This window comes from Methylobacterium sp. (assembly GCF_019745455.1).
Taxonomy (GTDB): domain Bacteria; phylum Pseudomonadota; class Alphaproteobacteria; order Rhizobiales; family Beijerinckiaceae; genus Methylobacterium.
On the sequence record NZ_JAIETD010000033.1, the window covers coordinates 65,761 to 84,609 of the forward strand.

Below are 18,849 nucleotides of genomic sequence, written 5' to 3' on the forward strand. Positions count from 1 at the left end.
ATCATTTCCTTCAGGCGGCCGCGATACGGCGCGCGACGAGATAGAGGCCGGCGAGGACGGCCACGGCGAAGAACCCGTCGAGGCGGTCCATGACGCCGCCGTGACCGGGGATGGAGCGGCCGGAATCCTTGACGCCCCAATGCCGCTTCAGGGCGGATTCGGCGAGGTCGCCGGCCTGGCTCGAGATGGAGGCCAGGGCGCTGGCGAGGGCGACCAGAATCAGGGACGTTTCGGCCAAGGCGCTCCAGCCCTGGGCACGCGCCACCAGGACCAGGCTAGTGCCAGCGATGATGCCGGCCGAGAGGCCGCCGAGCGATCCAGACCAAGTCTTGTTGGGGCTTACCCGAGGCATCAGCTTTGGGCCGCCGATCATCCGGCCTGTGATGTAGGCGACGACGTCCGTCGACCAGACCACCGCGAACATCCAGGCGGGCCCGAGCACGCCGATCCCGGGATCGTCCCGCAAGGCCGAGGGGACGACGGCGATCACCGACGCGCCGAGGAGGCCGACGACGGCTTGTAGCCGCGACGTGATACCCTTCGCCAGCACGACGAGGACAGCGGAGGCGGCGATCACAAGCAAAGCAGAGGCGAGGAGCGGCGCCTCTAGCCGCGCACAGATCACGAGCCCGATGAGCGCCGCCACAGTCACGGCCAGAAGACCCCGCCCCGGTGCGAGGCGGGACATCGCGATCCACTCCGCGGCGCCGACGATGCCGGCCACGAGCCAGACGAGGGCGAAGGGCCAGCCGCCGATGAACAGCGCGGCCACCACGGCCACTGCCAGGATCACGCCGGATATGGCCCTGAGCCGGAACTCGCTTCCGCCGAGACGGTCGCGCCGTCGCGATGCCGACGGCGCCGAGCCGCCTCCAGCCGGCATCAGCCGGCCTTGCCGCTCAGGTCGCCGAAGCGGCGGTCCCGGCGATGGTACTCGTTGATCGCCGCACGGAAGGTGTCGTGGTCGAAGTCCGGCCAGAACTCAGGCGCCATCACGTATTCGGAATAGGCCGTCTGCCACGTCAGGAAGTTCGACAGGCGTTGTTCCCCGGAGGTACGGATGACGAGGTCGGGGTCCGGGATGCCGGCGGTGTCGAGGGCCTCGGCTACGCTATCCATCCCGATCTCGTCGGGGCGTATGCATCCCTCGGCGACGGCTCGTGCGATCGAACGGACTGCGCGCAGGATCTCCTGACGGCCGCCGTAATTGAAGGCCACCACCAGGGTCAGGCCGGTATTCGCGCGGGTCCGCGTCTCTGCCTCGGCCAAGAGGCCGGCGATATCCGGACTGAGGCCGTCCCGGTCTCCGATGATGCGCACGCGCACATTGTTCGCGTGCAGTTCGGCAAGATCGCGGCGCACGAACAGCTTGAGGAGCCCCATCAGGTCCGCGACCTCCGTGGGAGGGCGGCGCCAGTTCTCCGAGGAAAAGCCGTAGATCGTCAGGTAGGTGATGCCGAGTTCGATGGCCGACCGTACCGCGCGTCGCACCGCCTCGACGCCGCGGCGGTGGCCCTCGACTCGCGGCAGGCCGCGGCTGGCGGCCCAGCGGCCGTTGCCGTCCATGATGATCGCCACATGGGCCGGGATGGGCAGACGGCCGATTGACGGCGCCGGTGAATCGGCATGCTCCGATTCACGGGCTTCCAGCACCGCCGGTTCGATCCGCGAGGTGCCCTGTCCCGCGCCGGCAGGCGCCATCATCTCGACCTCAGACGTCATCGCTGCCTTGATCCGACGCGCGCTCGTGAGGCGATCCACCGCGTCTCTCCCTCATCCCCTGGTCGGTTCGATGACGCGAGCCGTCGTGCGGGACCGCCATCCTGTGCCGCCTGTCTCCGTTCTCCGACCGCACGCCTAGACCTGCATGATCTCCTTTTCCTTGGCCGCGAGCACGCCATCGATCTCGGCGATATGCTGGTCGGTGACCTTCTGGACCTCGGCGGCCTGACGCTTCTCGTCATCCTCGCTGATGGCGGCGTCCTTCTCGAGCTTCTTCAGGTGATCGAGGCCGTCGCGGCGGACGTGGCGGACGGCGACGCGGCTCTCCTCTGCGTATTTGTGAGCAACCTTGACCATCTCCTTGCGGCGCTGCTCGTTCATCTCCGGGATGCGCAGGCGGATGGTCTGGCCTTCCGTCTGCGGGTTGAGGCCGAGGTCGGATTCACGGATGGCCTTCTCGACGGCACTCACCATGCCGCGGTCCCAGACCGAGATCGAGAGGAGCCGGGGCTCGGGCACGCTGACGGTGGCGACCTGCGCCATCGGCATTGCGGCGCCATAGGCATCGACTGTGATGGGGTCGAGGATGCTCGGGGTGGCGCGGCCGGTGCGGAGCGAGCCGAGATCGCCCTTCAGCGAGGCGACGGCGCCCTGCATACGGCGCTTGATATCGTTCAGGTCGAAGTCCGGAATGGCCATGCGTCAAGAATCCCAACGCGAACAGGGGAAGAAAGCCAGGCCGCGAGGCCGGTTCGTGGCTTCAATGAACCAAAACCCGAATGGTCGCAAATGACCTTCGCACCGACCCTTCAGGTTTACGGCCAGGCGATCAGATCAGATGCTGACCCGGCGGACGGTTTCCTTCGGCGCAGTGCGGGCTTTGGATTTCTGGACATCGTGCGTCCCATCGAGATCCCGTAAGGCGCGCAGCGGACCGAGTGAGATTCCGCCCTCATCGCAGCAGGTCGAGCTTCGGCTGCGTCCCGTACCGCATGTGGATGTCATCCAGCGCGGGCGTGTGCCCGTCAAAGCCGACCACACCATCCTCGCAGTCACGGCGATTGATGGCGTGTGCCGAGAGCACCACGATCCCGCTAAGGAGGTTATCCGTTACCAGGCCCCAGAGCCGCTCGGCGATCGTGCTCCGGTCCCCTACGATGGCTTGCAGGAAGACCTTGTCGTTGAAGACGAGCGCCCTCGCGAACCGGTGCTGTGATCGTCTCGGCCGCATGGAGCGAGGACATTCCGCACCATATCACGCATGGAGCCGCGGTTCACCGTCGCCTGATCGCTGCCGTAGAACAGGATCGGGGACAGGGATATCGGGGCGGACCGGGCTGGCCCCAGGGCTCAACGCCGGCGAACATAACAAAACTGAAGACCTCTCAGTGTCGCCGACTGGTCGGCGCCGTCAGGGCACCACGTGAGTGCTCGGCGCGGCGCCGGTGAGGATCGCGGTGATCGAACTCGGCGCATGGATCGAGCCGACCACGATGGAGAGCCGGCTCTCGCGGGCGAGGGCGAAGGCGGCGGTGTCCATGATCTTCAGGTCGCGCCGGATCGCCTCGTCATGGGTGAGGCGGTCGTAGCGGATCGCGGAAGGATCGCTCTTGGGGTCGGCCGAGTAGACGCCGTCCACCTGCGTCGCCTTGAGCACGGCCTCGCAACGCAGTTCCGCCGCGCGAAGGACGGCTGCGGTGTCGGTGGTAAAATACGGGTTGCCGGTGCCGCCAGCGAGCACGACGACCTGGCCCTTGTCGAGGTGGTGAAGGGCCGGCTGGCGGGCGAAGGTCTCACAGATCGTCGGCATCGAGACGGCTGACATGGTGCGGGCTTGGACCCCCGCGGCGTTGAGGGCGGTCTCCAGCGCCAGGGAATTCATCACCGTGGCAATCATGCCGAGGGAATCGCCCGTGGCTCGGTCGATCCAGCCGGCGGACGATATCCGCGCGCCGCGGATCATGTTTCCACCCCCGACCACAAGGGCAACCTGAATGCCGCTGTCGAGGGTCCGGGCGATGTCGTCCGCGAGGCTCGCAAGGGTCGGCGGATGCAGCCAGTAGCCGTCGGGGGCGGCGAGCGCCTCGCCGGACAGCTTCACGAGGACACGGCGGAAGGACGTCGTCTCGGGCATCGCGCCACCTCCTCGTCGTCGAGCCGCGGGCGCGACCCGAATATTGCGGTGCTCATACGTGAGGGGGAGGCGCGGCGTCGAGGGCTGGAGCGACATTCCTCACGATCCGACACCGGACCGACGCACAAGCGTGGCATCCCGGCGGCGAGGACGGAGACCGATACACGCCATGCGGGTCGCCCTGGTAATCAACGCGACGGCCGGCGCGGCAGGCCTTCCACCGAACGACATTCGCGAGCGGTTCGCAAAAGCCGGCATTGAGGTCGCCGTAGAGCCGGACGAAACCTTGCCGCTGTCCGACCGCCTCAGCGCCGCAGCCGCCCTCCCGGGCGTCGAAGCCCTTGTGGTCGGCGGCGGAGACGGCACGATCGCCTGCGCTGCGGGCGTCATGATCGGCCAAGGACTGCCGCTCGGCGTGCTGCCCCTCGGGACCATGAACCTGCTCGCCAAGGATCTCGGCCTCCCATTGGATCTCGACGAAGCCATCGCGACGATCTCGAGCGGCGAGACGCGCCGGATCGATGTCGGCGACGTCAACGGGCACAGCTTCCTGATCAACTCGGTCCTTGGCATGCCGGCCAGGGTGGCGAGGCACCGGGAGGCCCTGAGGGGCGGCTTCGATCCCCGCCTCGCCCTACGCTGGGTCGTGAGCGCCATCCGGCATCTGCAGCGCTATCCAAAGCTCTCGGTGACGGGAACGACGGACGGCGTCGAGCGGCGTCTGCGCTTCCGACTTCTCGCGGTGGTCAACAACGACTACGTCGAGGCGCCGGGCCGCATCCTGGTGCGGGACACCCTCGATGGTGGCCAGCTCACGCTCTACGTCCTTGCACGCCTCTCGGTGTCGCGCTCACTGCGCCTCGCCTTGGGTCTGGCTCTTGGCGACTGGCGCCGGCTGCCCGGAATCGAGCGGCACGATGTCACCGAACTCACGATCGCGGCCCGATGTCGAGCCTTGAGGGTCATGAATGACGGCGAAGTCCGCGTGCTCCCCTCACCGCTCCGCTACACGGTCAAGCGCCGTGCGCTGGCGGTGATCCTGCCGCGCGACGGGAAACCCCGATGAGGCGCATCAGCCAGATTTCCGACCTCCATTTCGGGCGAACCGATCCCGCGGCGGTCGAGGGCCTCGTGGCGGAGTTGAACGGGGAACCGCCGGACCTCATCGTGGCGTCAGGCGATTTCACCATGGCGGGCCGACGACGCGAGTACGAGGAGGCGCGTGCCTTCCTCGCACGATTGCCGCGCCCCTGGATCGCCGTGCCGGGCAACCACGACCTCTCGCCCTATCACATCACCCAGCGCTTCCTCAAGCCGTTCGCCCGATACCGGCGGTACATCTGCCCTGAAACGGAACCGGTCTTCGAGGACGATGAGATCGGCGTGGTCGGCCTCAACACCGTGCGCCGCTGGGCGCCCGAGCGGGACTGGTCGCAGGGCAGGATCGGGCGCAGGCAGATCCTCAGAGCGGCGTCGCGGTTGAACGCGATGCCGCCGCACCTGTTCAGGATCGTGGTCGGCCATCACCCCTTCATGCCGCCGCCCTGGGACGAGGAGGCACGGATCGTCGGCCATGCGGTTGAGGCGCTGGCCGCCTTTCGGGAATGCGGGGTCGGCCTGACCCTAGCAGGCCACCTGCATCGCCATTACGCCCGGTTCGCGCAAGCCGGCACCGGAGGCGTCCAGACTGACGGATCACGGCCGGACCATGGAAAGGGGCGTCTCCTGGCGGTCCAGGCCGGCTCAGCAACATCGACTCGCCTCAGGGGGAACGAGCCGAATGCCTATAACCGGATCACGATCGACGCCGGTCGCGTCTCAGTGACCGCGAGGATCTGGACCGGCAAGACCTGGGAGGACGCACCAGACGCCAAGGCTGCCAAATAGTCTGATCGCCGCAGCATTCGGCCCTCCTTTGAGCGGGATGCTGCGGCGTCGTGGAGTTTAGCGCGACATCGCCGCGACTTCGGCGGCGAAGTCGGGACCCTCTTCCTTCTCGATGCCCTCGCCGAGGGCGTAGCGCACGAATGCCGTGAGCTTGACGGGCGCGCCGGCCTTGCCCTCGGCCTCCTTCAGCACCTGAGAGACGGTCTTCGAGCCGTCATGCACGAATGGCTGCTCCAGAAGGGTGACCTCCTTGTAGTAGCTCTTGAGTCCGCTCTCGACGATCTTGGCGAGGACGTGGTCGGGCTTGCCGGCGTTCTTCTCGCGCAGGATGTTGCTCTCGCGCTCGAGGGTCGCCTGGTCGACGCCGGCGGCATCGAGAGCGACCGGATTCGTGGCGGCGACATGCATCGCGATCTGGCGACCGAGTGTAGAGAGCACCTCGACGTCGCCCTCGGATTGCAGCGCCACGAGGACGCCGATCTTGCCCAGGCCCGTGCTCACCGGCGAATGGACGTAGGAGGCGATGACGCCCTTAGTCACGTCGAGCTTGGCGACGCGGCGCAGGGTCATGTTCTCACCGATGGTGGCGATGAGGTTGGAGAGCGTCTCCTTGATCGTCGCCGAGCCGCCGGGGAAGTGCGCCGCCTCAAGGCCTTCGAGCGAGCCGTCGGTGTCGAGGGCGATCTTGGCGGCCTCGCGGGCGAAGGACTGAAAGCTGTCGTTGCGGGCGACGAAGTCGGTCTCGGAATTCACCTCGACGATCGCGGCGTGACGGCCGGAGGATTCGACGGCGACGAGGCCCTCGGCCGCGACACGGCCGGCTTTCTTGGCGGCCTTGGCGAGGCCCTTCTTGCGCAGCCAGTCGACCGCGGCTTCGATATCGCCATCGGTCTCGTTGAGCGCGCCCTTGCAGTCCATCATGCCCGCGCCGGTCTTCTCGCGGAGCTCCTTCACCAGTGCGGCGGTGATGTTGGCCATGGCCGGTCCTCTCTCGGTAGGGTTCTAGCGTAGGGTTCCAGAAGGTCGAGAGCCCGGCGCCATCAAGGCACCGGGCTTCCGTTGAAGATCAAATCCGTCGATCACGGCCGCAAGACGGGCCGTTGCGCATCAGGCGGCGGCGGCAGCCTCGACGAACCCACGGGCCTGGTCGACCCAGCCGTCGCGGCCGATGCGGCCGTTGAGCTTGAGGTCGGTATCGACCTTGGCGACGTCGGCATCGCTCATCGAGGCGATCTGCCAGTAATGGTAGATGCCGGCATCGTTGAGCTTCTGAACGATCTGCGGACCGGCGCCGTGCAGCTTCGACAGGTCGTCGGGGGCGCCGCGCGGAGCCGAGAGGAGCTCGAAATGCTCGGTCGATTCGACGAGCGCGGCGACGTCCGCCGCCGAGATCGCGTCGGATTCCACGGAATGCGCGACGTCGTCGTTGGCCGGGAGTTCCTCGGCCACGGGCTCCTCCGAGGCGCCGAGATCGACGCCGCTCGAACCCTGGCCGCGCGAGATTCCGTCGATGGCCGCACGGGCGACGAGGTCGCAGTAGAGCGAGATCGCACGGCCGGCATCGTCGTTGGCGGGCACGACGTAGGTGATGCCGTCGGGGTTGCAGTTGGTATCGACGATGGCGGCGACCGGGATGCCGAGGCGCTGAGCCTCCTTGATCGCGAGTTGCTCCTTGTTGGTGTCGATCACGAACAACAGGTCGGGCACGCCGCCCATGTCCTTGATGCCGCCGAGGGCCTTCTCGAGCTTCTCCTTCTCGCGGGCGAGCATGAGACGCTCCTTCTTGGTGAGGCCCACGGCCCCGCCCTCAAGGGTTTCGTCGACCTTGCGCAGGCGCTGGATCGAGCCCGAGATGGTCTTCCAGTTCGTCAGCATGCCGCCGAGCCAGCGGGAGTTGACGTAGTACTGCGCCGAGCGCTTGGCGGCCTCAGCGATGGTGTCGGCTGCCTGGCGCTTGGTGCCGACGAACAGCACGCGGCCGCCCTTTGCGACGGTGTCGCTCACCGCCTGCAGCGCCTGGTGCAGCGCCGGCACGGTCTGGGCGAGATCGATGATGTGGATGTTGTTGCGAGTCCCGAAGATGTAGGACTGCATCTTCGGGTTCCAGCGATGCGACTGGTGTCCGAAGTGCGCGCCCGCTTCGAGGAGCTGACGCATGGTGAAGTCGACGGCCATGATGCTTCTTCTCTTCCGGTTGATGCCGCCGCGGAGGAAGCGATCGACGCCTAGGGGCGAAGACCACCGGAAACGCCTCATTCAGGCATGAGGCCGGCTCCGCGTGTGGAATGGCCGGGGCCTTACCAGAGCCGGGATGAAGAGACAAGAGCTCCTCACAGGCATCGGAGTAGCCGAGGGGCCTCTGCGCGAAAAGTCGGGCGCTGTTCGGCACGATCGTGAGTCAGCAAGGGTTTGGCGTGACTTTGCAGCCCGCTCATGGCTTCATGCCGCCGCCAGGACATCCGCTTCCTCAGCCGCCGCCCTTACGGCTTCGGCCATCACGCGGTTCCGACCCGCATGCTTGGCGGCGTAGAGGGCGTGGTCGGCAGCCGCAATCAATGAAGCGATGTCGGTCTCCGGCGCGATACCGCTCGCGACCCCGATACTGGCGGTCACGAACCCACCGACCCCGGGGTGCGGTATCGCAGCGTTCTCAATCCCACGACGCATGAATTCGGCGGTCACCATCGCCTCGGCGACGCCCGCCCCCGGCAGAAGAACCAACATCTCCTCTCCGCCAAAACGAAACGTGAGACCGTGCCGCTCCTCGGCGATCTCAGAGATGCACCGGCTCACCGTGCGAAGACAGGAATCTCCCGCGATATGGCCTTGGCTGTCGTTGAAGGCTTTGAAGTGATCGATGTCGAGCAGGATAACCGACACGGCACGGGGTAGATCGACGGCGTCTTGCCATATCCCGTCGCCGGTCTCGGCGAGATGGCGACGGTTGAACAGCCCCGTCAGCGGATCGGTCCGCGCGGAGGCTTCGATTTGCTCGCGCAGGAGCTGTCCTCGGAGGGCGAAAAGAAAGCTGCGCCGTTCGCCGTGTTCGAGATAGTATGTGGTGAGCGTGATCAGCACACACGCCGTCGCGAAGAACATGACGATGCCGAGGTAGGTTTCGGCATCGAAAGCGCCGGAGATGTACGTCGTGGCCAATTGAATTGACAGCATGCTGACGAGCCCGGCTACTGCAAACCGAAAACGAAGGCGGCTTACAATTGTCGAGAACATCATGACCAAGAGGCTGCCATATTGGTAGTTCAATCTGTAGGAGCTTTCGCTAAACATCATCGCAATTGTCGGCAGCGCCACTGCGACGAATCCTGCAGCAAGGGTCAAGCTCTCCAGTATGAAGGCTGAAGGTTTAAAGTAATAGCTCGTTACAACCATCGATAGTACAATTGGCGTAAAAATGCCAATTCGCAGAAAAATCATGACATGAAACATATCATTTAAAGTCACGAAATCGACGATAAGAAATAGATCATATAAAATCATCGCGACGACGCCCGCCGTCATCATCATATGTAGTCTAGGACGCGCAGAGTAGTTCTCAAAGACCGCCTCGATCGATGGAGAGAATACGAGCCGACGCGAGCCAGATGCGATCTCCCGCTCGATCTCCTCAACGGATATCGCCTGCGTCTCAACTCGCGGCATGGACTGAAAACCCCTTCGATTGCTCCTTGTTAGGGCCATTGCGTTACCGCACAATTGACGCATTCGGTAAATGACATTCCCGAAAGATCGACGCAAACGACACTACAGACATTCAATTCAGTCGAATATCTGGCCGACCTCTTCTGTATTCAGGATGCGGTAATCCCCAGCCTTCAGGCCAGCCGGCAGAGCGATACCTCCGACACGGTCTCGGTGGAGCGCCAGGACGTGGTTCCCGACCGCCGCGAACATCCGGCGGACCTGGTGGTAACGGCCCTCGTGCAGCGTTACGGCTGCATGGTTGGCGCCGTGAACGTCGAGAGAGACCGGCAGCAGCGGCTTTTCCTCTCCTTCGAGCATCAGCGCTCCGCTGGAAAAGATGCCCGCCTCGTCGCCGCGTAGAGGGCGATCCAGGGTCACCTGATAACGCTTGGCGACGTTCGATTTCGGCGAGATCACACGGTGCAGCAGCGCACCGTCGTCGGTAAGCAGCAGAAGGCCGGAGGTCTCCTTGTCGAGGCGGCCGATCGTCGACAATGCTGGGTCGCGACGGCGCCAGCGCTCGGGCAGGAGACCATAAACGAGCGGGCCCGCTTCCTTGTGCGAGCAGGTGACGCCGAGGGGCTTGTGCAACATCAGAGTCAGTCCCGGCGGTGGATCGAGCGGTTCGCCGTCGATCTGCAGACGCACGGGCAGATCCGGACCGGCCGCCAGGCGCTGGCCCACATCCGTTACCGGTGCGCCATCGAGAACGATGAGCCCGGCACGGGCGAGAAGGCCGATCTCGCGGCGCGACCCGTACCCGAGATTCGCCAGCAGACGATCGAGACGGACTGTCGGCGCCTTGTTCACCACTGGAACACGACCATGCGGGACCCTGACTGGGCTGCCTCGGCGACGCGGCATGCCCAAGCGGAAACGTCATTCAGAACAGCGAGGTCGCAGGCCATTCCGGCGGCGTTGCGAGCGCCGGGCTTGGCGTAGCGAGATCTGTGCGGTGCCGTCATCTCAGTGTCACTCGCGGTTCCTACGAGCGGTTCCATCAGTGCGGGGTGACTCCCGACGAAGCCGCCTCCCGGCGCCGTCCCACTACAACAGAACGGGGAAACGCCCACCATGTCGTCCGGAATCGCAAATCCAGCCCCCATCGACGTCCGGACGCAACTGCCCTCGCTTCAAGGAGCGGTCACGACCCCGGCCGGCTCGAACGCCGTCGACCTTGTGCGCCTCGGCGCCTTCTCGGCAGCCGGCGGCAATGCCGAGGTCGTGACCTTCGATCCCATCAGCGACCGCCTTTTCATCCTCAACGCCACCGCCGGCCGCATCGACATCGTCCAGATCGATGCGGTGGGCGGCCTGACCGCGGCGGGAACGATCCCCCTGACGGGTCTCGCCAATTTCGGTGCAGCGAACTCGGTCGCGGTCCGCAACGGCGTGGTCGCGGTGGCCTACCAGGCTCCGAACGCCACGGATCAGGGCAGCGTCGCCCTGTTCAACACCAGCGGGAGCCTGCAATCCGTGGTGCGGGTCGGATCGCTTCCCGACCAGCTCGCCTTCACGCCGAACGGCCAGCGAATCATCGTCGCCAACGAGGCGGAGGCGGCCTCCACGACCAACAACCCGAACGGCACCGTCAGCATCATCAGCCTCGAGAACGGCGCGGCGAGTGCCCGCGTCACCAACACCATCACCTTCGATTCGCTGAACGGCTCCGAGGCGGCACTGCGCGCCCGCGGCCTGGCGATCTTCCCGGGCCAGAGCGCCGCGGCAGATATCGAGCCCGAATACGTCACGGTGTCTCCAGACGGCACCCGCGCCTATGTCACCCTGCAGGAGGTGAACGGCGTCGCGATCATCGACCTTACCAACCCGAATGCGAGCCGGCCGATTGCGATCCAGCCGCTCGGCGGCGTCGACCGCTCGCTGCCCGGCAATTTGTTCGATCCGAACGACCAGAACGGGATCTCGCTGCGCAACGCCGCGGTGACCGGCCTTCTCCAGCCGGACGCGATCGCCTCCTTCTCCGTGGGCGGCGCGACCTACTTTGTCACGGCGAACGAGGGCGACGGGCGCGTCGGCACCGGGCTCGAGGAGCAGGACATCGCTCGGCTTAGCAGCGCGAGCGTCCGCCTCGACCCAACGGCCTTCCCGAACGCAGCGGCGCTGAAGGCGAACTCCGATCTCGGCCGCCTCAACGTCCTGACCCGGGTCGGAGACACCGACGGAGACGGCGACATCGACCAACTCTTCACCTATGGCGGGCGCGGCATCACCATCTTCCGCCAGGAGGCCGACGGCAGCATCACCAAGGTGCGCGAGACCGGCGGCGAGTTCGAGCGGATCACTGCGGCGCTTAGCCCCGACATCTTCAACCAGAACCAGGGCAACGGCCAGGTCGATAACCGCTCCGACGACAAGGGGCCGGAGCCCGAGGGCGTCACGATCGGCACGGTCGACGGCCGCATCTACGCATTCGTCGGCCTGGAGCGGACCGGAGGCGTCATGGTCTACGACGTCACTGATCCGGCCAATGCCCGCTTCGTCACCTACGAGCGTCCCCTCGTCGCCGATGCCGGCCCCGAGGTCCTCACCTTCATCAGCGCCGCCGATAGCCCGACCGGCACTGCCCTCGTCGTCAGCGCCAACGAGGTCGGCAACACCACGACCCTCTATGAAGTCGTGACCCGCGGCGGCATCTCGCTCACCGGCACCGCCGGTAACGATACGCTGACCGGGACCGCCGGCAACGACCGGATCTCGGGCCTCGCCGGCAACGACACCATCACCGGAAGCCTCGGTAACGACGTCCTGCGCGGCGGCGCGGGAATCGACACGCTCGTTTACAATGCGAGCTTCGCGAACCTTCAGGTCGGGCAACTCCGGGGCCAGACCACGGTCACCGGTCAGGAAGGTACCGACACGGTGTCGGGCTTCGAGCGGGTGGTGTTCAGCGATGCGGCCATCACGCTCGACGACGGGTCTCCACTGGTCGACGACTTGTTCTATCTCGCCAACAATCCGGACGTGTTCCGGTCAGGGAGAGACGCGGACGCGCATTATGCCGAGTTCGGCTTCCGCGAGGGCCGCGACCCGAACGCCTTCTTCTCGACGACCGGGTACCTCGCCGCCAATCCGGATGTGCGCGCCGCCGGCGTGAATCCACTCAACCATTACGACACCAATGGCTTTCGCGAAGGCCGCGATCCGGGAGCGAGCTTCGACAACGAGTTCTACTACGCCGCCAATCCGGACGTGCGAGCTGCCGGCGTCGACCCGCTCGCCCACTATCTCGAGTTCGGCCAGGCCGAAGGCCGTTCCATCAACGCCGCGATCGGGCGGGCAAGCGACATCGGTGCCGCACGCGGCTTCGATGCCGAGTTCTACTTGCTCGCCAACGCCGACGTGGCGCGCGCGGCGATCACCGCGGGCGGCGACAGCTTCGCGTTCGCCCGCAGCCACTACGGCAATCTCGGTGCGCGCGAGGGCCGCGACCCGAACTCCGTGTTCGACACGGACGCCTACCTGGCCCGTTATAACGACGTCGCCGCAGCCGGGATCAATCCGCTGACGCATTACACGCAATTCGGCTTCCGCGAGGGCCGCGATCCCTCGGCCGGCTTCGACAGCTCGGCCTATCTCGCGGCCTATGCGGATGTGCGAGCGGCCGGCATCGACCCCATGACCCATTACCTGCAGTTCGGCATCTATGAGGGGCGCCTCACCTTCGGTGACGGAACCCTCGGCGCCGGCAGCGTCGGCTAACCTGGAGCCGCCGCACTGCCTTCAGCAAGCGGGACGCGAGGGGCGGCGGCCCCGCCTTGCAGCGTTACTTCCGGGCTTCGTAGATTTTGTAGCCCCCCGAGGAGGCCACGAGGGTCGCGCTCTTGAACGCACCCTTGAGGGGCGCTTCGTAGGGAAGATGCGCATTTGCCGTGAGCCAGAGCGTGCCTCCCGGCCGCAAAGCCTCTGCCGCACGCCGGATGAAGACCTGGCCGAGCGCCTGGTCCTCGACGCTGCCGTCGTGGAAGGGCGGGTTCATCACCACGAAGTCGAGCCGATCCGGAGTGGAATCGGCCGCACGGATATCGGCCCAGCGGATGTCGGCACGCGGGTCCGCGACGTTGCGACGGGCCATCTCCACGGCGCGACGGTCGATGTCGACCAGGGTCATGGCGGTGACGGCCGGGGAGGCCAGCACCGCTCGGGCAAGCACCCCGATGCCGCAGCCGAAATCGGCTCCCCTGCCCGATAGCGCCGGCAGGTGGGCGAGGAGAAGGGCTGTCCCAGGGTCGAGCCGATCCCAGGAGAAGACGCCCGGCTGGGTGCACAAGGCGAGGTTGTCGATGTGGCGGGGCGCGCCATCGCGGATCACCTCGTCGAGGGCCATGAGGGATGGGGGCCGCGCGACGTCGCATATCCGGTGATGGCGCTTGGCGATCTCGGCCGGTTCGCAGCCGAATGCCTTGAGTTCGCGCCCGAGGCGAGCACCGCCGCGATCCTTCGGCGCCATGGCGGTCAGCCGCCCGCCAGGGCGAAGCGCCCTGAGCGACAGCGACAGCGCGTAGCGCCGCTCCAGCGTCCCGGCGGGCGCCACCATCACGACCCGATCCAGGCTGCCGGCATCGAGATCCTCGAGCCGGACCGAGCCGGGGATGAGCGGCGACAATTGGGCCGCATCCGCCGCGACCTCGACGAGATCAGGCGGCGGCGATCCGTAGACGGCATCAGGAGCGGGCATCGGCAATATCATGACGCGTCCGGCGCGCAGGAGCGCGCCTCATTGGTCTGGCGTGGGAAGAAAGGATGAGCGATGCCGCGACTCGAATCGGGTCCGGCTCCTGATACGTAGCCGGCGATGCCGCAAGATGAAAGATCTTCTTCGCAACACCCAAAATATTTATGGACGCGAGAGAATCATGCGGAAAGATACTGTCAAGTCGTTGACTTGGCTCTCCGCCAAATAATTTCGATCGCACTGCAATAATCCTATTTGGACACGGTGCGACGCGAAAATTGAAGGGCACTATACAGGCCTCACATCAGATCGTCTTACTAACACCGAAGATTATTCTTGTAATTCACTTTACTAGCCACGTGGAAACTCAAGACCCATTTCACGGTAACGGGCTGGATCATCTGCCCAATTCTCACGGACCTTCACGTGAAGGAACAGATGTACTTTGGTCTCGGCAACTTCCGCGATCTCGATCCGAGCCGCCTGACCAATCGCCTTGATGGTCTGACCACCCTTGCCCAAGACGATCGAGCGCTGGCTCTCACGTTCCACGAAGATGGTCTGCTCGATACGCACGGAACCGTCCGGTTTGACCTGCCACTGGTCCGTTTCAACCGTGGAACGGTAGGGCAGTTCCTCGTGAAGACGGTCGTAGATCTTTTCGCGCGTGATCTCGGAGGCGAGCATCCGCAGCGGAGCGTCGGAGACCTGATCCTCCGGATAAAGCCATGGCCCGGCTGGCATCATCCCCGCGAGAGCCTTGCGCAGCGCTTCGATGCCGTCTCCCTTGAGCGCCGAGATCATGAAGGTGTGGGCGAACGGCACCCGCTCGTTGAGAGCCGCAGCGAGGGCCAGCAACTTGTCGCGCTGGATCAGATCGATCTTGTTCAGGATGAGAATCTTCGGGCGCTTCAGCTCCGGCATCCGCGAGAGGATCCCCTCCACCTCGTCGTCGATTCCCTTTCGAGCGTCGACAAGGAGAGCGACGGCATCGGCATCGGCGGCACCGCTCCAGGCGGAATGGACCATGGCCCGGTCCAGCCGGCGCTTCGGGGCGAAGATGCCTGGCGTGTCGACGAGGATGATCTGTGCGCCGCCCTCCATGACGATACCGCGCACGAGCGCGCGCGTCGTCTGGACCTTGCGGGAGACGATAGAGACCTTGGTGCCGACCAGGCTGTTGAGGAGGGTCGACTTTCCGGCGTTCGGCACGCCGATGAGGGCGACGAATCCCGCGCTCATCCCCTCCGTGGCCGCCGGCATCGTGAGCCTGGCGGCAACCTCACCGTGCGGTTCCCCCGAATCGTCGTCCTGATCAGGCATCGGGGCTTTGTCCTTCATCCTTGTTCGTCGACCTTTCCGGGGTCTCCGAGGTTCCTGGCGTGTCGCCGATGCCCTCTCGTTCGAGGACGATCCGGGCGGCTTCCTGCTCGGCGAGCCGCTTCGAGGGCCCCTCTCCGAGGCCCGGTTCGATACCGCTGACCTGGACGGCGATCCGGAAGCGCGGGGCATGGTCCGGCCCTGATCGCTCAACGACCTCATAGAGGGGAATAGGGAGGCTGCGCGCCATCGCCCATTCCTGGAGCGACGATTTCGCGTCGCGCCCCCGCGGCGCAGCCGTCTCCCTCGCCGGAGCGAAGGCGGCCTCGACGATGACCTTGGCGGCCGGGTAGCCGGCGTCGAGGAACACGGCGCCCAGGATTGCCTCGCAGGCATCGGCAAGAATCGTCTGGTTGCGGCGTCCGCCGCCTTGGACTTCGCCCGGACCCAGCGCGAGATGCGGGCCGACATCCCAGCTCTGAGCGATGGAGGCGCAGGTCTCCCGTCTGACGAGGCCGGCAAGACGGCGCGACAGTTCGCCCTCGTCGGCCTGCGGGAAGGCCTCGTAGAGGAGGTCCGCGATGGCGAGGCCGAGGACCCGGTCACCGAGGAATTCGAGACGCTGGTAGCTTCCGGCCCGGCCATTTCCGCCGGCCTTGCTGACATGGGTCAACGCCCGGCCGATCAGCGTCTTGTCGGTGAAGACGTGTCCGATGCGCGCCTCAAGGGCGTCCAGTCCCGGCCGCGGGCGCTGCGCGCGCCGCGCCCTGCTGGACGGGCGCGCGGCTTCCTCGGCTCCGGTCATGCTCTAGTTGATGGCCGTGAAGAGGCGATTCCAGCGCACCTTCGCCGGCCATTGCCAGATCTGCCACGCCGGAGTGCCTTCGTCGATTGAGAAGAAGATCATCTCGGCCCGTCCGACGAGGTTCTCGAACGGCACGAACCCGACGCTGGCGAGATCGCGCGAATCGGTCGAGTTGTCGCGGTTGTCACCCATCATGAAGAACCTGCCGGCCGGAACGATGTAGGGCTCGGTGTTGTCCCAGTAGCCGTTATCTCCGTCACGCTCGATCACGAGGTGAGTGACGCCGCCCGGCAGAGTCTCCCGGTACTGCTCGGCCTTGGCCTGCTCGCCGTATGGGCCGGTCGTCTCAAACGGGGCTATCTTCTCGCGCTTGACCGGGACGTCGTTGATGTAGAGCAGGCCCGCCTTCATCTGGATCTTGTCGCCGGGGAGACCGATCACCCGCTTGATGTAATCGGTGGCATTGTCTTTCGGCAGTTTGAAGACGGCGATATCCCCACGCTTCGGCACCGCCGCCCAGACCCGGCCTTGGGCCTCGAACGGCAGGTACTCGCTCATGGGAAGTGAGTATTTCGAATAGCCGTAGGCGTATTTAGACACGAAGAGATAATCGCCGATCAGCAGCGTCGGTACGAGCGAGCCGGAGGGTATGTTGAAGGGCTGGAACAGCAGCGTCCGCACGACCAGGGCGATCAGCAGCGCCTGAATGCCGACCTTCAGCGTTTCCTTGATGCTCGCCCATGCCCCTGTCTCCGCGACTTTCAGATCGCGTTTCGTTTCTTGATCCACGCGCACTGGCTTCATCTCGCGGCTGCCTCCGGCCGGACGCGCGAGATCCGGCGCGTGTCAGCGGTAGCCGGCGGTCTAGACCAAGCGCGGGGGTGCCGCAACGCGCAGCTCGGTCCGGTCACGATCCATTCGCGCCTGGGACGGTGGGCACCGCCTCGATGATCACGAAAGCCTGGGCAAGCGGCGGGTCGTCCGTCAGCGTGACATGGATCCTGATCTCGTGACCTCGTGGGGCCATCGTATTCAACCGCTCAAGGGCGCCGCCGGAAAGGCGCAAAGTCGGCCGGCCGCCAGGCAGGTTCACGACCTCCATGTCCCTCCAGAATACTCCCTGGCTCATGCCGGTGCCGAGCGCCTTGGAACAGGCCTCCTTCGCGGCGAAGCGCCTCGCATAGGATGGCGCGCGTGCCGCCCGTGCATCCGACTTCGTCCGTTCACCCTCTGTAAAGATGCGGTGCGTGAAGCGGTCGCCGTAGCGCGCCAGAGACTTCTCTATGCGGCGGATGTCGCAGAGGTCGGAGCCGATGCCGAGGATCATGCCCGCGCCGCCTCCATCGCCGCACGCATGTCGCGCACCGCTTGGGCCAGGCCGACGAAGATCGCCTCGCCGATGAGGGCGTGCCCGATATTGAGTTCGGCCAGCTCTGGCAGCCGCGCCACGGGCGCCACGCTGTCGAGGGCAAGGCCATGGCCGGCATGGATCTCGAGGCCGAGGCCAGCGCCATACTCGGCAGCCCTCGCGATACGGGCGAGTTCGTGAGCGGTACGTGCCGCATCGCCCTCGGCCACCGCCTCGCAATAGCTGCCGGTATGGAGTTCGACCACGGGAGCTTCGAGCCGGCGCGCCATATCCATCACGCGCTCATCCGGTTCGACGAAGAGCGAGACTCGGATACCCGCCTCACAAAGCGCCGCGATGCGTGGGGCGAGATGATCGCGGGCGCCGACGATATCGAGGCCTCCCTCCGTGGTGCGCTCCTCGCGCTTCTCGGGCACGAGGCAGGCGGCGTGGGGGCGCAGCCTCATGGCCATGGCCACCATCTCGTCGGTGGCGGCCATCTCGAAATTGAGGGGCACGGGAAGCACGCTTTTCAGCGCCTCCATGTCGGCATCGCGAATGTGGCGGCGATCCTCGCGCAGGTGGGCCGTGATCCCGTCGGCGCCGGCTTCCACAGCCATGAGCGCCGCCCTGACCGGGTCGGGGTACCGGCCGCCGCGGGCGTTGCGGACGGTGGCGACGTGGTCGATGTTCACGCCGAGGCGCAAGGAAGAGCTCTGCATCGTCGACCATCTCCAACAGGCAAGGCGGCCTTGTGCTGGAAAAGCACGGGTCCGGCCACCATTAGATGGGGTAGGCATTCGGCCGCGGGGATGGGGGACGGCACGTGGGATTTCTCGATGGGCTTCTGGGACACGGAAGCGACCTCTCCGCCTCGGATGTCGATGCGCAGTTGCAGGGCGTCCTGACGGCGGGCGAAACCGTCTCCGTCGCATTCAAACTGGTCCGTGACCTCATCGTCTTCACCGACCGCCGGATGATCCTCGTCGACAAGCAGGGGCTGACCGGGCGCAAGGTCTCGTATCTCACCGTTCCCTATCGGGCGATCACCTCGTTCTCGGTGGAGAATGCCGGCAGTTTCGATCTCGAATCGGAGCTGAAGGTCTGGGTCTCGGGCCGGACCGAGCCGATCCAGAAGACGCTGAAGCGCGGCGCCGACATCATGGCCATCCAGCAGGCCATTGCCGCATCGATCCGCTGAGGTTCCGGAACCGGATCGCACCGGTCAGTCCTTGCCA

The 18,849-nt window shown here is 65.7% G+C and carries 19 protein-coding genes; 4 read left to right on the forward strand and 15 right to left on the reverse strand.

Going from position 1 to position 18,849, the window contains the following annotated elements:
* Positions 1–10 precede the first annotated feature (10 nt).
* The 5 genes from K2Y56_RS07870 to pyrH all read right to left on the reverse strand — a co-directional run bounded on the left by K2Y56_RS07870 (position 11) and on the right by pyrH (position 3,856).
* Positions 11–883: a phosphatidate cytidylyltransferase gene (locus K2Y56_RS07870; protein ID WP_292506739.1), complete on the reverse strand. Its 873-nt coding sequence runs from the start codon at positions 881–883 to the stop codon at positions 11–13.
* The gene (locus K2Y56_RS07875; protein WP_292506741.1) at positions 883–1,722 is read right to left on the reverse strand and encodes an isoprenyl transferase; all 840 of its coding nucleotides are present in this window, start codon (positions 1,720–1,722) and stop codon (positions 883–885) included. Before K2Y56_RS07875 ends, K2Y56_RS07870 begins: the two co-directional genes overlap by 1 nt.
* 135 nt (positions 1,723–1,857) lie before the next feature.
* A complete protein-coding gene (gene frr, locus K2Y56_RS07880) occupies positions 1,858–2,421 on the reverse strand; it encodes a ribosome recycling factor (protein ID WP_292506743.1) in 564 nt (187 codons plus the stop codon).
* Positions 2,422–2,674: 253 nt separating this feature from the next.
* A complete protein-coding gene (locus K2Y56_RS07885) occupies positions 2,675–2,953 on the reverse strand; it encodes a hypothetical protein (RefSeq protein ID WP_292506745.1) in 279 nt (92 codons plus the stop codon).
* Positions 2,954–3,133: 180 nt separating this feature from the next.
* The gene (gene pyrH, locus K2Y56_RS07890; RefSeq protein WP_292506747.1) at positions 3,134–3,856 is read right to left on the reverse strand and encodes a UMP kinase; all 723 of its coding nucleotides are present in this window, start codon (positions 3,854–3,856) and stop codon (positions 3,134–3,136) included.
* A gap of 169 nt (positions 3,857–4,025) precedes the next feature.
* On the opposite strand from pyrH, the gene K2Y56_RS07895 reads away from it, so the two are divergent.
* Entirely contained in the window at positions 4,026–4,922 is an 897-nt protein-coding gene (locus K2Y56_RS07895) for a diacylglycerol kinase family protein (RefSeq protein WP_292506749.1), read from the forward strand.
* Positions 4,919–5,743 (forward strand): metallophosphoesterase, encoded by an 825-nt coding sequence (locus K2Y56_RS07900; RefSeq protein WP_292506751.1) that lies wholly within the window; start codon positions 4,919–4,921, stop codon positions 5,741–5,743. The genes K2Y56_RS07895 and K2Y56_RS07900 overlap by 4 nt, the downstream gene beginning before the upstream one ends.
* Before the next feature lie 57 nt (positions 5,744–5,800).
* On the opposite strand, the gene tsf is transcribed toward K2Y56_RS07900, so the two are convergent.
* The 4 genes from tsf to K2Y56_RS07920 form a co-directional block, all read right to left on the reverse strand.
* Positions 5,801–6,721, reverse strand: a complete 921-nt coding sequence (gene tsf / locus K2Y56_RS07905) for a translation elongation factor Ts (RefSeq protein ID WP_292506753.1) — start codon at positions 6,719–6,721, stop codon at positions 5,801–5,803.
* 129 nt (positions 6,722–6,850) lie between these two features.
* Positions 6,851–7,918, reverse strand: a complete 1,068-nt coding sequence (locus K2Y56_RS07910) for a 30S ribosomal protein S2 (RefSeq protein ID WP_292506754.1) — start codon at positions 7,916–7,918, stop codon at positions 6,851–6,853.
* Between the two features lie 264 nt (positions 7,919–8,182).
* Positions 8,183–9,403, reverse strand: a complete 1,221-nt coding sequence (locus K2Y56_RS07915; protein WP_292506768.1) for a diguanylate cyclase — start codon at positions 9,401–9,403, stop codon at positions 8,183–8,185.
* Positions 9,404–9,520: 117 nt separating this feature from the next.
* Positions 9,521–10,255, reverse strand: coding sequence for a pseudouridine synthase (locus K2Y56_RS07920; RefSeq protein WP_292506770.1), 735 nt, complete (start codon positions 10,253–10,255; stop codon positions 9,521–9,523).
* A gap of 264 nt (positions 10,256–10,519) precedes the next feature.
* On the opposite strand from K2Y56_RS07920, the gene K2Y56_RS07925 reads away from it, so the two are divergent.
* Positions 10,520–13,165, forward strand: a complete 2,646-nt coding sequence (locus tag K2Y56_RS07925) for a choice-of-anchor I family protein (RefSeq protein WP_292506771.1) — start codon at positions 10,520–10,522, stop codon at positions 13,163–13,165.
* 64 nt (positions 13,166–13,229) lie between these two features.
* On the opposite strand, the gene K2Y56_RS07930 is transcribed toward K2Y56_RS07925, so the two are convergent.
* From K2Y56_RS07930 to K2Y56_RS07955, 6 genes are all read right to left on the reverse strand, one after another.
* Entirely contained in the window at positions 13,230–14,141 is a 912-nt protein-coding gene (locus K2Y56_RS07930) for a class I SAM-dependent methyltransferase (RefSeq protein WP_292506773.1), read from the reverse strand.
* Between the two features lie 348 nt (positions 14,142–14,489).
* The gene (gene era / locus K2Y56_RS07935) at positions 14,490–15,401 is read right to left on the reverse strand and encodes a GTPase Era (protein WP_292506887.1); all 912 of its coding nucleotides are present in this window, start codon (positions 15,399–15,401) and stop codon (positions 14,490–14,492) included.
* Positions 15,402–15,453: 52 nt separating this feature from the next.
* Positions 15,454–16,263 (reverse strand): ribonuclease III, encoded by an 810-nt coding sequence (gene rnc / locus K2Y56_RS07940; RefSeq protein ID WP_292506775.1) that lies wholly within the window; start codon positions 16,261–16,263, stop codon positions 15,454–15,456.
* Between the two features lie 3 nt (positions 16,264–16,266).
* Entirely contained in the window at positions 16,267–17,067 is an 801-nt protein-coding gene (lepB, locus tag K2Y56_RS07945; RefSeq protein WP_292506777.1) for a signal peptidase I, read from the reverse strand.
* A 103-nt stretch (positions 17,068–17,170) separates the two neighbouring features.
* Positions 17,171–17,590 (reverse strand): holo-ACP synthase, encoded by a 420-nt coding sequence (acpS, locus tag K2Y56_RS07950; RefSeq protein WP_292506778.1) that lies wholly within the window; start codon positions 17,588–17,590, stop codon positions 17,171–17,173.
* The gene (locus tag K2Y56_RS07955) at positions 17,587–18,333 is read right to left on the reverse strand and encodes a pyridoxine 5'-phosphate synthase (protein WP_292506780.1); all 747 of its coding nucleotides are present in this window, start codon (positions 18,331–18,333) and stop codon (positions 17,587–17,589) included. The genes acpS and K2Y56_RS07955 overlap by 4 nt, the downstream gene beginning before the upstream one ends.
* A gap of 104 nt (positions 18,334–18,437) precedes the next feature.
* On the opposite strand from K2Y56_RS07955, the gene K2Y56_RS07960 reads away from it, so the two are divergent.
* Complete coding sequence (locus tag K2Y56_RS07960; protein ID WP_292506782.1) at positions 18,438–18,812, forward strand: PH domain-containing protein; 375 nt, start codon at positions 18,438–18,440, stop codon at positions 18,810–18,812.
* The last annotated feature ends 37 nt before the right edge of the window (positions 18,813–18,849 follow it).